This window comes from Brevundimonas sp. (assembly GCF_032017145.1).
GTDB lineage: Bacteria > Pseudomonadota > Alphaproteobacteria > Caulobacterales > Caulobacteraceae > Brevundimonas.
The window spans coordinates 25,937-38,948 of sequence record NZ_DALZQC010000003.1 but is presented as its reverse complement, the minus strand read 5'-3'; the positions used below and the strand labels follow the sequence as shown (position 1 = coordinate 38,948).

Genomic DNA, 13,012 nt, shown 5'->3' with positions numbered 1-13,012 from the left:
GCGCCCGGAAGGCAAGGCACAGCCGGTTACAGACCGCGACCGCACGGGAACTCACGCGACGTTACGCATCTTTTCAAGAAGACTCGGCGTCATTAATGACTGACGCCCGAACAACAGAGAGGGCCCTTTGCGCCCTCCATAGGAGACGCGCTTGCGCCAGGCCCTGGATCCGTCGCTGTACGAACAATCCCTGATCGACGCCCTGATCGAGGCGCGCGCACGGTTCGGCGACAAGGAAATCCTGGAAGATCAGGACCGTCACCCCCTCACCTATACCGGCCTGATCCGCGCCGCTTTCGTGCTGGGCCGCAAGATCGCGCAGATGACCGAGCGGGGCGAGCGGGTCGCCATCCTTCTGCCGTCGTCGATGGGGGTGGTCGTCACCTTCTTTGGTTTGCACGCCCATGGCCGCGTGCCGGTGATGCTGAACTTCACCGCCGGAGAGGCCAATCTGAAGGCGGCCATCAAGGCGTCGGGCGTCAGGAAGGTGCTGACGGCAAAGCGCTTCATCGACCAGGCCAAGCTGGACGACCTGATCGTGGAACTGAAGACGGTCGCCGACGTCGTCTGGCTGGACGACGTGCGAAAGACCATCGGCCTGGCCGACAAGCTGTATGGCCTGGCCGCCGGCGCGGCGCCCAAGCGGTTCCGCGTCAGGACCGACCCGGATGCGCCGGGCGTGGTCCTGTTCACCTCGGGCAGTTTCGGCACGCCCAAAGGCGTGGTGCTGAGCCAGAAAAACCTGGTCGCCAATGCCCGACAGGTCGCGGCCCACATCGACCTCGACCCGGCCTGGGTCATGTTCAACCCGCTGCCGACATTCCACTGTTTCGGCCTGACCGGCGGCGTCATCCTGCCGCTGCTGCAGGGGCTGAAGGCGTTCCAATATCCGTCGCCGCTCCACGCCAAACAGATCACCGACCTGCTGCCCCAGGTGAACGCCTCGATCCTGTTCGCGACCGACACCTTCCTGAGCCAGTACGCCCGCGTCGCCGAACCGAACGACTTCGCCACCCTGAAGTTCGCCGTCGCCGGCGCCGAGAAGGTGCGCGAGGAGACCCGCGCCCTGTTCAACACCAAGTTCGGGGGCGTCGAACTGCTGGAGGGTTATGGCGCGACCGAGGCCTCGCCCGTCATCGCCGTGAACCACCCGGACCGCAACGCGCCGGGCACGGTGGGCCAGATGCTGCCGGGCATCGACTGGAAGCTGGAGCCGGTCGAGGGGATCGAGGGCGGCGGCCGCCTGTTTCTGAAGGGCCCGAACGTCATGAGCGGCTATGTCACCTCGGCCGAGCCGCTGGCCTGGGACGCGGTCGGCGACGACTGGCTGGACACCGGCGACATCGTGGACGTGGACGCCGAGGGCTATGTCACCATCAAGGGACGCGCCAAACGCTTCGCCAAGATCGGCGGCGAAATGGTGTCCCTGACGGCGGTCGAGGGCATCGCCGGCGCGGTCTGGCCCGAGCGTCGCCACGCCGTCGTCTCCATCCCCGACAGCCGCAAGGGCGAGAAACTGGTGCTGGTGACGGACCATGACGCGGCCGAGGTCGCGCCCCTGGCCGAATGGGCGCGCAACAACGGCGCGCCGGAACTGATCGTGCCCAAGAAGATCGTCAAGGTCTCCGAAGTGCCCGTCCTGGGCACCGGCAAGACCGACTATGTCGCCATCCAGAAGATGGTCGAGGCGGAAAAGGCGGCCTGATCGGCCGCCCCTCGGCGTCAGCCGATCCGCACGCCGGTCATCGAGATCGAACCGCCGTCGATGTGGTCGTTGAAGAAGCTGACGGGTTCGCCCGGCTGCTGCTGGGCGGCGATATAAAGGACGGGCAGATAGTGTTCGTCGGTCGGCACGCTCAGTTGCGCGTCCTCGGCCAAGTCCACCCAATCGATCAGGGCGTCGTGGTCTGCCCGTTCGAACGCCGCCTTCACCGCCTCATTGAATCCGGTCGCCCAGCCATAGGGTTCGGCGCCGCCCTCGCGCTTCCAGGTCCGCAGATTGTGCACGAAGTCGCCCGATCCGGCGATCACGATCCCCTCGTCCCGTAGCGGCGCCAGCGTTCTAGCCAACTGGTAATGCTGCCGCGCCGTCAGGTCGCGGTTCAGCGACAGTTGCACCACCGGCACGTCGGCCTCGGGCCAGACGTGGCACAGCACCGACCAGGTGCCGTGATCCAGACCCCACTGTCGGGTCTGGACCGCGCCGGTCAGCGCCGACACCCGGGCCGCCAGTTCGGGCGATCCGGGCGCCGGATACTGCATCTCGTGAAGTTCACGCGGGAAGTTGCCGAAATCGTGGATGGTTTCAGGCTTGGCCTGCGCCGTGACGCCCAGCCCGCGCGTCTCCCAGTGGGCGGAGATCATCACCACGCCCCGTGGCTTGCCGATGGCCTGACCCAAGTCGCGCCAGGCGGCCCCATAGGGACCGCCCAACGCATTCATGGGCGAACCGTGGCCGAAGAAGACGGCGGGCTGGCGCATGGGGTCAGCCGTGCAGCTTCTTGGCCAGTTCGGCGATGTGCTTGCCCTGGAAGCGCGCGCCGCCCAGGTCGATGTCGCTGGGCTGACGCGAGCCGTCGCCGCCGGTGATGGTCGAGGCGCCATAGGGCGAACCGCCGTGGATCGCATCCAGCGTCATCTGCCCTTGATACGAATAGGGCAGACCGACCACCGGCATTCCGTGGTGCATGAAGAAGTTGTGCAGACCCTGGAAGGTGGTTTCCTGGCCGCCGTGCTGGGTCGCCGTGGCCGTGAAGGCGCCGCCGATCTTGCCGATCAGCGCGCCCGAGAACCACAGGCCTCCGGCCTGGTCCAGGAAGGCGCGCATCTGCGAGGCGGCCGAGCCGAAACGGGTGCCGGCGCCGATGATGATGGCGTCATAGTCCTTCAGATCGTCGATCTTTGCGACCGGCGCCTTCTGATCCAGCTTGTAGTGCGAAGCCTTGGCCAGTTCTTCCGGCACGGTTTCCGGCACGCGCTTGATGTCGACCACCGCGCCTTCGACCTCGCTCGCGCCTTCGGCGACGGCTTCGGCCATGGTTTCCAGGTGGCCATAGGTCGAATGATAGAGGACCAGAATTTTCGGCATCGGGGGGAGGCTCCATTGAATGACAGGGGCCGTTATTTGCAACAACGACCGTTGCTAACTTGGCGCGTCATCCGGCTTGGCGCAAGTCCCAGGCTCGGTTTCCGGCTCGAACGGACACACGGCCGCGTAGAAGTCCGCCGATCCCGGCGCGACGCGGCCGCCCTGGCGATGAAAGCGATGCTCCATCACCATGGCCTGCTGCTCGATGTTCAGGTCGTCCCAGCGACAGGTCGCGACCGCTTCATAGGCGTAGGACGCGGCCGTGTCGCCGGCCTTCAGCTTGGCCCACAGCAGATTGACGCCCTGTTGCGCCTGCCAGACGTGGGTCAGTTCGTGGATCAGCACGCCCTGCGCGCGCACCGACGCTTCAGCGAAGTCCGCCATCAGTTCCCGGCGCGGCCAGACGATCCAGTCGCGCCCGAACCAGCGCCCGGCGACGAAGGCGCGCCGGAACGGCCATCCGATCAGCCGCACGGTGTCCAGCCGCAGCGCGGCGCCGAACGCCGCGCGCGCCAGCGCCGCCTCGGCCTGCGTCAGGGCGCGAACGATGGATCCCACGGCCGCACATACTCCCAATGCCACGGTTCATAGACGTAGGGGACGAATCCGAATCGACCCGCATTCTCGACCAGCCAGCGATAGGTCGCCGTCCGCGCCATATATTCGCGGCTGGCCGGGGTTGTAGAGTCGACACCCAGCCCCGGCGCCTGACCGACGTACAGATCGACCGCCGTTCCCGTGCGATGCGGCGAACAGACGGCGCGGCGCAGTCCATCGCAATTGCCCTGCTGGGCGCAGCGCGCGGCATCCGCCTCAGGATCGCGGAAGCCCGAGAAGATCTGCAGCAGTTCGGGGTCGGCCGCGACCTCTGGAACCTCGGCGCGGGCGGCGGCGACCAGCCGGCGATAGGCGTCCAGCACGTCGCGCCGCAACAGCCGCGTCAGCCGGTCGGCGTGTTCCTCTTCCGCGACCAGATAGCCCAGTTGGTTGATCGGCGGCGGCTCGGGGCACAGGCCGCCGACGCGCGCCATCACGAACGGCCGCCGCTCCTGCCACAGACCGCGAAACACCTGAAAGGTCGCGGCGTCCAAGAGGCCGGTCGGCGCCAGCCCGTTCGTCTGCTGGAACCCCGCCAGTTGCGAGGCGAAGATCGGCGTACCGGCCCCGCAGCGCGTATGAAGCTCCTGCTGGATCAGCGGCAGATAGGGCCGCCACCCCCATTCCATCGCCCCGAACGGCGTCCAGGGCATGGCGTAGGCCGCCTCGGCGTTGGCCAGACCTTGCGCGCGCCAGACGTCGGCGTTGGTGTGGCAAGGCCCCGCCGCCCTGGCCTGCCCGGCGAAGAGCGTTCCCAGAATTAGACCAAACAGGACGAACAGGCGAAGCGACATGACCTCAGAAGGCCCCAAGCCGGCCGTGAAGTCCACCATACCGCTGACGCGCCAAAGCTGCGATGGTGCAGAAGGTCCGACTCATCCGGGCCGTTTCGGACCCTCTTTCATGACCGCCCGATCCGCGCCCGCCCGCGCCACGCCCCGCCGCTCCAACGCCGTTCTGGCCGCCTTTTCCGGCCCCTGCCTGCCCTTGGCGGCCTTCGGCGTAGCCCTGCCCGTCACCCTGCCCGAGTTCTACGCCACCTTCGTCGGGCTGGAGCTGGGCGTGGTGGCGGCCGTCTTCATGGCGGTGCGCGTGATCGACATCGTCTTCGACCCCTTCATCGGCTGGGGGATGGACCGGACCAAGACCCGGTTCGGCCGCTATCGCCCGTGGATGGCGCTGTCGACGCCCATGCTGATGCTGGCCGCCTATATGATGTTCGTGATGGTCCAGCCGGGCGCGCCGCCCATCTATCTGTTCGGCTGGCTGCTGTTTCTCTATCTGGGCTTTTCCATCGGCACCCTGGGGCAGCTGGGCTGGGCCGCCGTCCTGGCGCCGCAATACGATCAGCGCAGCCGCGTCTATGGCTGGTGGCAGGTGTTCAACATCATCGGCGTGGTGCTGATCCTGGTGCTGCCGACCGTGGTGGTCCAGACGGGGATCGGGGCCTATGCCGACGGCGTGCGGATCATGGGCTGGGCCATCGTGATCGCCCTGCCCGTCACCATCGGCCTGGCCATGATCGCCGTGCCAGAGCCTGTCACGACCGGCGGCCAGCCGCACGGCAGCCTGGGCGCCTATCTCAGCCTGTTCAAGAAGCCGGTGGTCAGAAAGCTGCTGCTGTCGGATCTGTTGCTGGGCGTGGCGCCGGGCATCACCGGCTCGCTGCTCTTCTTCTTCTTCGGTCAGATCAAGGGCTACGATCACACCCAGGCCGGGCTGTTCATGCTGTTCTATTTCGTCGCCGGCCTGTGCGGCGCGCCCTTCTGGGCCTGGTATGCGACCCGCGTGGGCAAGGATCGCGGCCTGGCGGTAGCCAGCGTGGTGTCCGCCGTCCTCTATGTCGGCGCGACCCTGGTTCCGGGCGGCAACTTCGTCCTGACGGCCGTGGTCATGTTCATCGCCGGCCTGCCCTATGCGGCGGGCCTGTTTCTGACGCGCGCCATGATGGCCGACGCCGGTGACGAGGAGCGGTTCGAGACCGGGGTGGACCGCACCGGCCTGATGCTGTCGATCCTGTCGGCCACCACCAAGATCGGCCACGTCGTCGCCCTGATCCCCTATCTGATCCTGCAGGGCGTCGGCTTTCGCGCCCTGCCCGGCCCCGCCGGCAACAGCGACATGGCCCTGCTGACGCTGCAGATCCTGTTCGTCGCCGTTCCGGGCGTTCTGCTGGTCCTGGCGGGCGTGGTGTTGAAGAACTATCCGCTGACCGCCAAACGCCACGACGAAATCCGCGCGGCTCTGGAAGCCCGCGACGCCGGGCCTCAAGCCGGAGCCAGGGCATGAGGCCGATCGACCGTCTGCTGGGCGTGATGGCGCGGCTGCGCGACCCTGACGGCGGCTGCCCCTGGGACGCGGAGCAGACCTTCGCCACCATCGCCCCCTATACGATCGAAGAAGCCTATGAGGTCGCCGACGCCATCGAGCGCAACGACCTGACGGAACTGAAGGGCGAGCTTGGCGACCTGTTGTTCCAGGTCGTCTTCCACGCCCGGATGGCCGAGGAACAGGGGCTGTTCGCCTTCGACGACGTGGTCACAGCCATCGCCGACAAGCTGGAACGTCGCCACCCCCACGTCTTCGGCGACGAGGCCCAGCGGTCGTCCAGCGAACAGACCGTGGCCTGGGAGGTCATCAAGGCCGCCGAGCGCAATGACCGCCAGAAGCCCGGCGTCCTGGACGATGTGCCCCTCGGCCTGCCCGCCCTGACCCGCGCCGCCAAACTGACCAAACGCGCCGGTCGCGTCGGCTTCGACTGGCCCTCCACCGACGAGGTGTTCGACAAGCTGGCGGAAGAAGTCGAGGAACTGCGTGTCGAGATCGCCGCCGGCGACCAGGCCAAGGCGCGCGAGGAGCTGGGCGACCTGCTTTTCGTCGTCGCCAACCTGGCCCGCAAGCTGGACGTCGAACCCGAGGATGCGCTGCGCGCCGCCAACGCCAAGTTCGTGCGCCGTTTCGGCTTCATCGAGGCTGAACTGGCCAAGGACGGCCGCACCCCCGACCAATCGACCCTGGACGAGATGGATCGCCTCTGGGACGCCGCAAAGGTCGCGGAGAAGGCCGCGCTTAATAGCTGAACGGCCTCGCGTGACCTACGACCTGATCATCTTCGACTACGACGGCGTCGTCGCCGACAGCGAGGTGCTGAACAGCACCGTCATGGCCGAGCAATTGACCGCTCTCGGCCTGCCGACCACCCTGGACGAGGTGCTGGGCGCCTATATGGGCAAGCGCTGGCGCGACAATCGCCCGGCGGTCGAGGCCCGCCTTGGTCGCCCCTGCCCGGACGACTTCCACACCACTTGGTTCGCGACGTGTCGCCAGCGCGCGCCGCATCAGTTGACGCCGGTGCCCGGCATGATCGACTTCGCCCACGCCCGACCAGAGGCGCGCTGCATCGCCTCGTCCAGCGGCCCGGACTGGATCGGCGTCGGGCTGGACCTGTTCGGCCTGACCGATCATTTCGACGGGTCGGTCTTCACCGGCCTGGCGGTCGAGCGCGGGAAGCCGCACCCCGACCTGTTCCTGCACGCCGCCCGGACCATGGGCGTCGATCCGGCCCGCACCCTGGTCATCGAGGATTCGGAGGCGGGCGTCACCGCCGGCGTCGCGGCCGGCATGACGGTCGTCGGCCTGCTGGCCGGCGGCCACGTGCGCGACGGCCATGCCCAGCGTCTGGCGGCGCGCGGCGCCCATCATCTGGCCCACAGCTACGCCGACGTCGCCGCCTTCATGGACCGCTGATCGGGATTACGAGTAGCGCAGTTCCTGCAGGTCCACTTCGCGGATCAGCTTCTTGGCCGTCTCCTCATCCAGGCGACGCAGGCGCGCCAGCCGCCCCAGTTCCTCCCGTTCGGCGGCCAGGCCCGCCATCCGCAGATGCCGTTCGATGGCGTCGCTCAACCGCGCGGCCTCCACATCGTCCTCGTCGGTCCGGGTGCGGCTTTCGATCCGATGGCGGTACAACTCCATGATCCGGCTGGCGACATCGGAATAGAGGTCGGGATTGGGCTTGCCCTCGGCCATGGCGTGCGATGCATCCTCCACGGCGCGCAGGGCGGCGGAAGCGGCGGCGACGCGGCCGTGGTCCTCCTCGCGCTCATGCGAGGGTTCGGGCGGCAGCTCCACCCCCTTCAACAGTCGCGGCAGGGCGAAGGTCGCCACCAGCAGTGACACGATGATGACCGCCGCCGCCAGGAAGATCGCCAGGTTGCGCGACGGCATGGGCGATCCATCCCCCAACACGAACGGCAGGGTCAGAATGCCTGCCAGGGTGATCGCGCCCCGCACCCCCGCCAGCGACATCACCAGCGTCAGCCGCAAGCCCACGCGCGACGGCGGCTGGCGATTGCGCCGCCGATACAGCGTCAGCTTCAGCGAGGTCCAGACCCAGATGAACCGCAGCGCCGCCAGGGCCGCAACGATGGCCACGACATAGACCGCCAGCCACCAGACCTCGGGCCGGCTGGTCCCGCGCACCACCTCGGCCGCGCGTGACAGGATCGACGGCATCTGTTCGCCCAGGATCACGAAGATGATGCCGTTGGCGACGAACTGCACCGTGTCCCACACCACGCTGCGCCGGATGCGTGTCATGGCCATCGACTGGCCGGGAATGGCGCCGCGCTCTGTGAAGCTCATGGTGATGCCGGCGGCGACGGCGGCCAGAATGCCCGACGCCTCCAGCTCTTCGGCGATCAGATAGGCGGCGAACGGGATCAGCAGGCTGACCAGAATCTGCGCCCCGACATCCTCGCCCCATCGCCGGCTGATGATGGTCTTGGCGTAGCTGATGGCCATGGCGCTGGCGACGCCCACGGCCACCCCGACCAGGGCCAGCCACAGGAAGGTCCCGACGGCGGCGCCGATGGAGAAGGCCCCCGTCGTCGCCGCGATCACCGCGATCCGCATACAGGTCAGGCCCGTCGCATCGTTCAGCAGCGACTCGCCCTCCAGAATATGCATCAGTCGCTTGGGGATCGGCGCGCGGGCGGCGATGGCCTGGACGGCGATGGGGTCGGTCGGCGACAGGATGGCCGCAAGCGCAAAGGCCACCGGCAGCGGCATCTCCGGGATCATCCACCACAGCAGGAAACCCAACCCCAGCACGGTGAACAGCACCAGGCCCAGCGCCAGTTCCAGGATCACCGCCCGGTCGCGGAACAGGTCTTCCTTGGGGATGCGCCAACCATCCAGAAACAGCAGCGGCGGCAAGAACAGCAGAAAGAAGATGTCCGGTTCCAGATCGACCGTGGACCCGGTGATCAGCACCAGAGCCGCCCCCAACGCGATCTGGACCAACGGCAGGGCGATCCGGGTCATGCGCGCGATCGAACCCGACACCACGACAGCCAGAAGCAGCAGCAGTATGGTTTCGATCAGATGCATTGAAACCTAGCCGGCCAGATCGGGATACAGACGCTCGAATCGTCCGAGCGCCCCTGGATGCAGCCGCACCGTGACATGAGTGCGGCCAAGCTCGTCCGTGTCGCGCGTCGTCACCCGCCCATGTTCATACAGCCAGGCCAACGCCTCGCCCTGATGCGGCGCCAGCGTCACCTGGGTTTCCGGGTCGTCGTCTATCAGGCCGGCGATAGCCTGGCGCAGAGGCTCGATTCCCTCGCCCGTCCATGCCGAAACAGCGACCGCCTCGCCTTCCCTGGCCAGACGTTCGGCCTGACCCAGCACGGCCTCGCGCGCTTCGTCGTCCAGCAGGTCGATCTTGTTCCAGACCTCCAGCACCCGTCGCGTCTTGCCCTCGGGCGTCTCGATCTGTTTCAGCACCGCCTCGACGTCCTTGGCCTGGGCGTCGCTGTCGGGCGAAGCGATGTCGCGCACGTGCAGGATCAAATCGGCCTCGCCGACCTCTTCCAACGTGGCGCGGAAGCTTTCGACCAGTTCGTGCGGCAGGTCCGAAATGAACCCCACGGTATCCGCCACGATGGCAGGGCGGCCCTGCGGCAGGCGGATCGTGCGCTGGGTCGTGTCCAGCGTCGCGAACAACAGGTCCTTGGCGAAGACCTCCGATCCCGTCAGCCGGTTGAACAGGGTCGACTTGCCCGCATTGGTGTAGCCGACCAGGGCGATGGTCGGGAAAGGAACCTTCTGGCGCTGTTTGCGATGCAGGCCGCGCGTACGCCGCACCTCTTCCAGTTCGGCCTTCAGCCGCACGATCCGGTCGGCGATCAGGCGCCGGTCCAGTTCGATCTGGGTTTCGCCGGGACCGCCGGTCGAGCCGGTGCCGCCGCGTTGCCGCTCAAGGTGGGTCCAGGTCCGCACCAGGCGCGACCGCTCGTAATCCAGCCGCGCCAGTTCGACCTGCAGACGGCCTTCCTTCGTCCGCGCGCGGCGCCCGAAGATTTCAAGGATCAGGCCGGTGCGGTCGATGACCTTCACCTCCCACGCCTTCTCCAAATTACGCTGCTGCACAGGCGTCAGGGCGTCGTCGATGATGACCGCCTCTGCATCAGCGGCGCGGACAAGGGAGGCCAGTTCCTCCACCTTGCCGGATCCGAACAGCGTCGCAGGCGTGGTCCCGCGCAGCCGCACGATCTCCTCGGCACGCACGTCGAGATCCAGCGCGCGGGCTAGACCCGCCGCTTCTTCGAGACGTTCGCTCGCCAGCCGGGGGCTATCGGAGCGTCGGTCGGGATGGAGGACGACCGCCCGGATCAGCGGGACGGCGTGGTCGATCAGTTTTTGGGTCAATCAGTCTTCTTCGGCGTCGGGCTCGTACAGTTGCACGGGCGCGGACGGCATGATGGTGGAGATGGCGTGCTTGTACACCAGCTGGGACTGGCCATCGCGGCGCAGCAGCACACAGAAGTTGTCGAACCAGGTCACGATGCCCTGCAACTTGACCCCATTGACCAGGAAGATGGTCAGCGGCGTCTTGGTCTTGCGGACCGAGTTGAGGAAGGTGTCCTGAAGGTTCTGACGTTTGTCTTGCGACATGGCAGGTTGTTCCTGTTCTTCGTTGTTCGTCGCCGATTGATCGGCGCGGGGCCGATGCGGCCGACGACGACCTTAGCCGCCGCCCGCCCGCAGGGGCAACGGCCTAAATGGCCTCTCTGCGCGCCTGTTCAAGATAGATGTCGCGCAGACGTGTGGCGACCGGGCCCGGCTTGCCGTCGCCGATCTTCACACCGTCCAGCGAGATCAGCGGCATGACGAAGGCGCTGGCGGCGGTGACGAAGACCTCGCGCGCGCGTTTGGCCTCCTCGACCGAGAAGGGGCGCTCGTCCAGGGCGATACCCTCGGCCGCGACCAGCTTCAGCACCGACTCGCGGGTGATCCCGCGCAGGATGTTGGCCTGGGTGTCGCGCGTTCGCAGGCGGCCGTCCTCGTCCACGATCCAGGCGTTGGTCGACGCCCCCTCCGTCACCAGACCCATGTCGTCGTACATCAGACATTCATAGGCGCCGCGTTCACGCGCGGCCTGTTTGGCCAGCACATTGGGCAGCAGCCCCACCGTCTTGATGTCGCATCGCCCCCAGCGGATGTCGGGTTGGGTCACGCCGGCCGCGCCCCTGGCCGCCATCGCCTGTCCGCGCGCACGGTCGATCGACTTGGCCGTCACGATCACGCTGGGCGCCGCGTCGGTCGGAAAGGCGTGGTCGCGCGCCGCCGTGCCCCGCGTGACCTGCAGATAGACCATGCCCTCGCGCACCCGATTGCGCCGAACCGTCTCGCGCAACACAACACCCAGCGCCGCCGACGTCATGGGAATCTCGACCTTCAGCGCCTCCAGACTGCGGTTCAGCCGCGCCATATGGCCGTCGAAGTCGGCCAGCCGGCCATCCATCACCGACCAGACCTCATAGACCCCGTCGGCGAACTGAAAACCGCGATCCTCGATATGCACCACTGCCTGCCCATGCGGGCTATAGGCGCCGTTGACGTAGGCGACGCGCGACATCAGGCCGGCTCTTCCTCTTCGCCACCGCGCGCGGGGGACACGCCAAGGGACTTCAACTTCCGGTGCAGGGCCGAGCGCTCCATGCCGATGAAGGCGGCCGTCCGCGAAATATTGCCGCCGAACCGCATTATCTGGGCGGCCAGATATTCGCGCTCGAACACCTCCCGCGCCTCGCGCAGCGGCAGGGCGATGGTGCGTTCCGCACCCAGCGACGGCGTCGCTCCGTTCGAAGTCGCCACCTCCTGCGGCAGCATGTCGGCCGTAATCGTCTCGGCCGGATCGCCGGTCGCCAGGATCAGCAGCCGCTCGATATTGTTGCGAAGCTGGCGGATATTGCCCGGCCAGGGATGCACCTGAAGCACAGCAACAGCATCGTCGCCGACGACGCGCCTTGGCAGACCCTGCGCGGCGCTGATGGTGTCCACGAAATATTCGACCAGTTCGGCGATGTCCTCGCGTCGTTCCGACAGGGCCGGCACCCGGATCGGCACCACGTTCAAGCGGTGGAACAGGTCTTCGCGGAACTTGCCCTCGGCGATCTCGGCCTTCAGGTCGCGTGAGGTGGAGGTGACCACGCGGACATCGACCTGCACATCTTGCTCTCCACCCACGCGACGGAACCGCTGATCGACAAGGACGCGCAGGATGCGGCTCTGGCTCTCGCGCGGCATGTCGCTGATCTCGTCCAGATACAGGGTGCCGTTGTGGGCGCGTTCGAACACGCCGATCTTGCGCGGCCGCCCGTCCTGTCCCTCTTCGCCGAACAGCTCCACATCCAGACGTTCCGGCGTCATGCCGGCGGCGGAGATGGCGACGAACTCGGCGCGCGCCCGGGGGCTGCCTTCGTGAATCTGACGCGCCACCAGTTCCTTGCCCGAACCGGCGGGGCCCGAGATCAGGACACGACTGTTGGCTTGGGCCACCTTGGCGATGGTGCTCCGCAGCGCCTGGGCCGCCTGGGATCGGCCGATCAGGCCGGAGGGCGTCATGGTCTGGGCGCGCAGGCGGCGGTTCTCGCGCCTCAGCGACGCCGCCTCGATGGCGCGCTCGACCACCACCACCAGCCGGTCCGACTTGAACGGCTTTTCGATGAAGTCATAGGCGCCGCGCTTCAACGCCGTCACCGCCGTCTCGATATTGCCGTGGCCCGAAATCATGACCACCGGCAGGTCGGGGTCGAGTTCCTTGACCACCTCCAGCAGTTCCAGCCCGTCCAGCCCCCCGCCCTGCATCCAGATGTCTAGGATCGCCAGCGACGGCTTCCTGGCCCGGATCGCGGCCAGGGCCTCGTCCGAGTTGGCGGCGACGCGCACCGCGTGACCCTCGTCCTCCAGAAGGCCGGAAACCAGGTCGCGGATGTCGGCTTCATCGTCGACGACCAGAATGTCGGAACCGGTAGGTCGCAT

Annotated in this window: 13 protein-coding genes; 4 read left to right on the top strand and 9 right to left on the bottom strand. The window is 67.3% G+C overall.

The window, feature by feature from the left end; translation table 11 throughout:
• Nucleotides 1-151 precede the first annotated feature (151 nt).
• Nucleotides 152-1,705 carry an AMP-binding protein gene (locus RTU05_RS01015; protein WP_312594959.1) on the top strand — a complete coding sequence of 518 codons (1,554 nt, stop codon included), beginning with the start codon at nucleotides 152-154 and terminating at the stop codon, nucleotides 1,703-1,705.
• Nucleotides 1,706-1,722: 17 nt separating this feature from the next.
• Here RTU05_RS01015 and ygiD read toward each other — a convergent pair whose 3' ends face one another.
• From ygiD to RTU05_RS00995, 4 genes are read right to left on the bottom strand one after another with little or no spacing between them, the layout of a single operon-like run.
• The gene (ygiD, locus tag RTU05_RS01010; protein WP_312594957.1) at nucleotides 1,723-2,481 is read right to left on the bottom strand and encodes a 4,5-DOPA dioxygenase extradiol; all 759 of its coding nucleotides are present in this window, start codon (nucleotides 2,479-2,481) and stop codon (nucleotides 1,723-1,725) included.
• A 4-nt stretch (nucleotides 2,482-2,485) separates the two neighbouring features.
• Entirely contained in the window at nucleotides 2,486-3,088 is a 603-nt protein-coding gene (gene wrbA / locus RTU05_RS01005; RefSeq protein WP_312594955.1) for an NAD(P)H:quinone oxidoreductase, read from the bottom strand.
• A 54-nt stretch (nucleotides 3,089-3,142) separates the two neighbouring features.
• Complete coding sequence (locus RTU05_RS01000; protein WP_312594953.1) at nucleotides 3,143-3,646, bottom strand: hypothetical protein; 504 nt, start codon at nucleotides 3,644-3,646, stop codon at nucleotides 3,143-3,145.
• Nucleotides 3,622-4,479: a D-alanyl-D-alanine carboxypeptidase family protein gene (locus RTU05_RS00995; RefSeq protein ID WP_312594951.1), complete on the bottom strand. Its 858-nt coding sequence runs from the start codon at nucleotides 4,477-4,479 to the stop codon at nucleotides 3,622-3,624. The genes RTU05_RS01000 and RTU05_RS00995 overlap by 25 nt, the downstream gene beginning before the upstream one ends.
• Before the next feature lie 109 nt (nucleotides 4,480-4,588).
• Here RTU05_RS00995 and RTU05_RS00990 point away from each other — a divergent pair, with 109 nt between their 5' ends.
• Genes RTU05_RS00990 through RTU05_RS00980 form a run of 3 tightly spaced genes read left to right on the top strand, consistent with a single transcriptional unit; the run spans nucleotide 4,589 to nucleotide 7,432 of the window.
• Complete coding sequence (locus RTU05_RS00990) at nucleotides 4,589-5,974, top strand: MFS transporter (RefSeq protein ID WP_312594949.1); 1,386 nt, start codon at nucleotides 4,589-4,591, stop codon at nucleotides 5,972-5,974.
• Nucleotides 5,971-6,765, top strand: coding sequence for a nucleoside triphosphate pyrophosphohydrolase (gene mazG / locus RTU05_RS00985; protein ID WP_312594947.1), 795 nt, complete (start codon nucleotides 5,971-5,973; stop codon nucleotides 6,763-6,765). The genes RTU05_RS00990 and mazG overlap by 4 nt, the downstream gene beginning before the upstream one ends.
• A gap of 10 nt (nucleotides 6,766-6,775) precedes the next feature.
• Complete coding sequence (locus tag RTU05_RS00980; protein WP_312594945.1) at nucleotides 6,776-7,432, top strand: HAD-IA family hydrolase; 657 nt, start codon at nucleotides 6,776-6,778, stop codon at nucleotides 7,430-7,432.
• Nucleotides 7,433-7,438: 6 nt separating this feature from the next.
• On the opposite strand, the gene RTU05_RS00975 is transcribed toward RTU05_RS00980, so the two are convergent.
• The 5 genes from RTU05_RS00975 to RTU05_RS00955 all read right to left on the bottom strand — a co-directional run bounded on the left by RTU05_RS00975 (nucleotide 7,439) and on the right by RTU05_RS00955 (nucleotide 13,012).
• Nucleotides 7,439-9,076, bottom strand: a complete 1,638-nt coding sequence (locus RTU05_RS00975; RefSeq protein WP_312594943.1) for a Na+/H+ antiporter — start codon at nucleotides 9,074-9,076, stop codon at nucleotides 7,439-7,441.
• A gap of 6 nt (nucleotides 9,077-9,082) precedes the next feature.
• Nucleotides 9,083-10,396: a GTPase HflX gene (gene hflX / locus RTU05_RS00970; protein ID WP_312594941.1), complete on the bottom strand. Its 1,314-nt coding sequence runs from the start codon at nucleotides 10,394-10,396 to the stop codon at nucleotides 9,083-9,085.
• Nucleotides 10,397-10,642 (bottom strand): RNA chaperone Hfq, encoded by a 246-nt coding sequence (gene hfq, locus RTU05_RS00965; RefSeq protein WP_003164861.1) that lies wholly within the window; start codon nucleotides 10,640-10,642, stop codon nucleotides 10,397-10,399. It lies immediately after the preceding gene.
• A 103-nt stretch (nucleotides 10,643-10,745) separates the two neighbouring features.
• The gene (locus RTU05_RS00960; protein WP_312594940.1) at nucleotides 10,746-11,606 is read right to left on the bottom strand and encodes a D-amino-acid transaminase; all 861 of its coding nucleotides are present in this window, start codon (nucleotides 11,604-11,606) and stop codon (nucleotides 10,746-10,748) included.
• Nucleotides 11,606-13,012: a sigma-54 dependent transcriptional regulator gene (locus tag RTU05_RS00955; RefSeq protein ID WP_312594939.1), complete on the bottom strand. Its 1,407-nt coding sequence runs from the start codon at nucleotides 13,010-13,012 to the stop codon at nucleotides 11,606-11,608. Before RTU05_RS00955 ends, RTU05_RS00960 begins: the two co-directional genes overlap by 1 nt.

Bases quoted from the DNA above. Each gene is read 5' to 3' on its own strand.
- ygiD (WP_312594957.1), bottom strand. From the start codon at position 2,481: ATGCGCCAGCCCGCCGTCTTCTTCGGCCACGGTTCGCCCATGAATGCG.
- wrbA (WP_312594955.1), bottom strand. From the start codon at position 3,088: ATGCCGAAAATTCTGGTCCTCTATCATTCGACCTATGGCCACCTGGAA.
- RTU05_RS00995 (WP_312594951.1), bottom strand. From the start codon at position 4,479: ATGTCGCTTCGCCTGTTCGTCCTGTTTGGTCTAATTCTGGGAACGCTC.
- RTU05_RS00990 (WP_312594949.1), top strand. From the start codon at position 4,589: ATGACCGCCCGATCCGCGCCCGCCCGCGCCACGCCCCGCCGCTCCAAC.
- mazG (WP_312594947.1), top strand. From the start codon at position 5,971: ATGAGGCCGATCGACCGTCTGCTGGGCGTGATGGCGCGGCTGCGCGAC.
- RTU05_RS00975 (WP_312594943.1), bottom strand. From the start codon at position 9,076: ATGCATCTGATCGAAACCATACTGCTGCTGCTTCTGGCTGTCGTGGTG.
- hfq (WP_003164861.1), bottom strand. From the start codon at position 10,642: ATGTCGCAAGACAAACGTCAGAACCTTCAGGACACCTTCCTCAACTCG.
- RTU05_RS00960 (WP_312594940.1), bottom strand. From the start codon at position 11,606: ATGTCGCGCGTCGCCTACGTCAACGGCGCCTATAGCCCGCATGGGCAG.
- RTU05_RS00955 (WP_312594939.1), bottom strand. From the start codon at position 13,012: ATGCGACCTACCGGTTCCGACATTCTGGTCGTCGACGATGAAGCCGAC.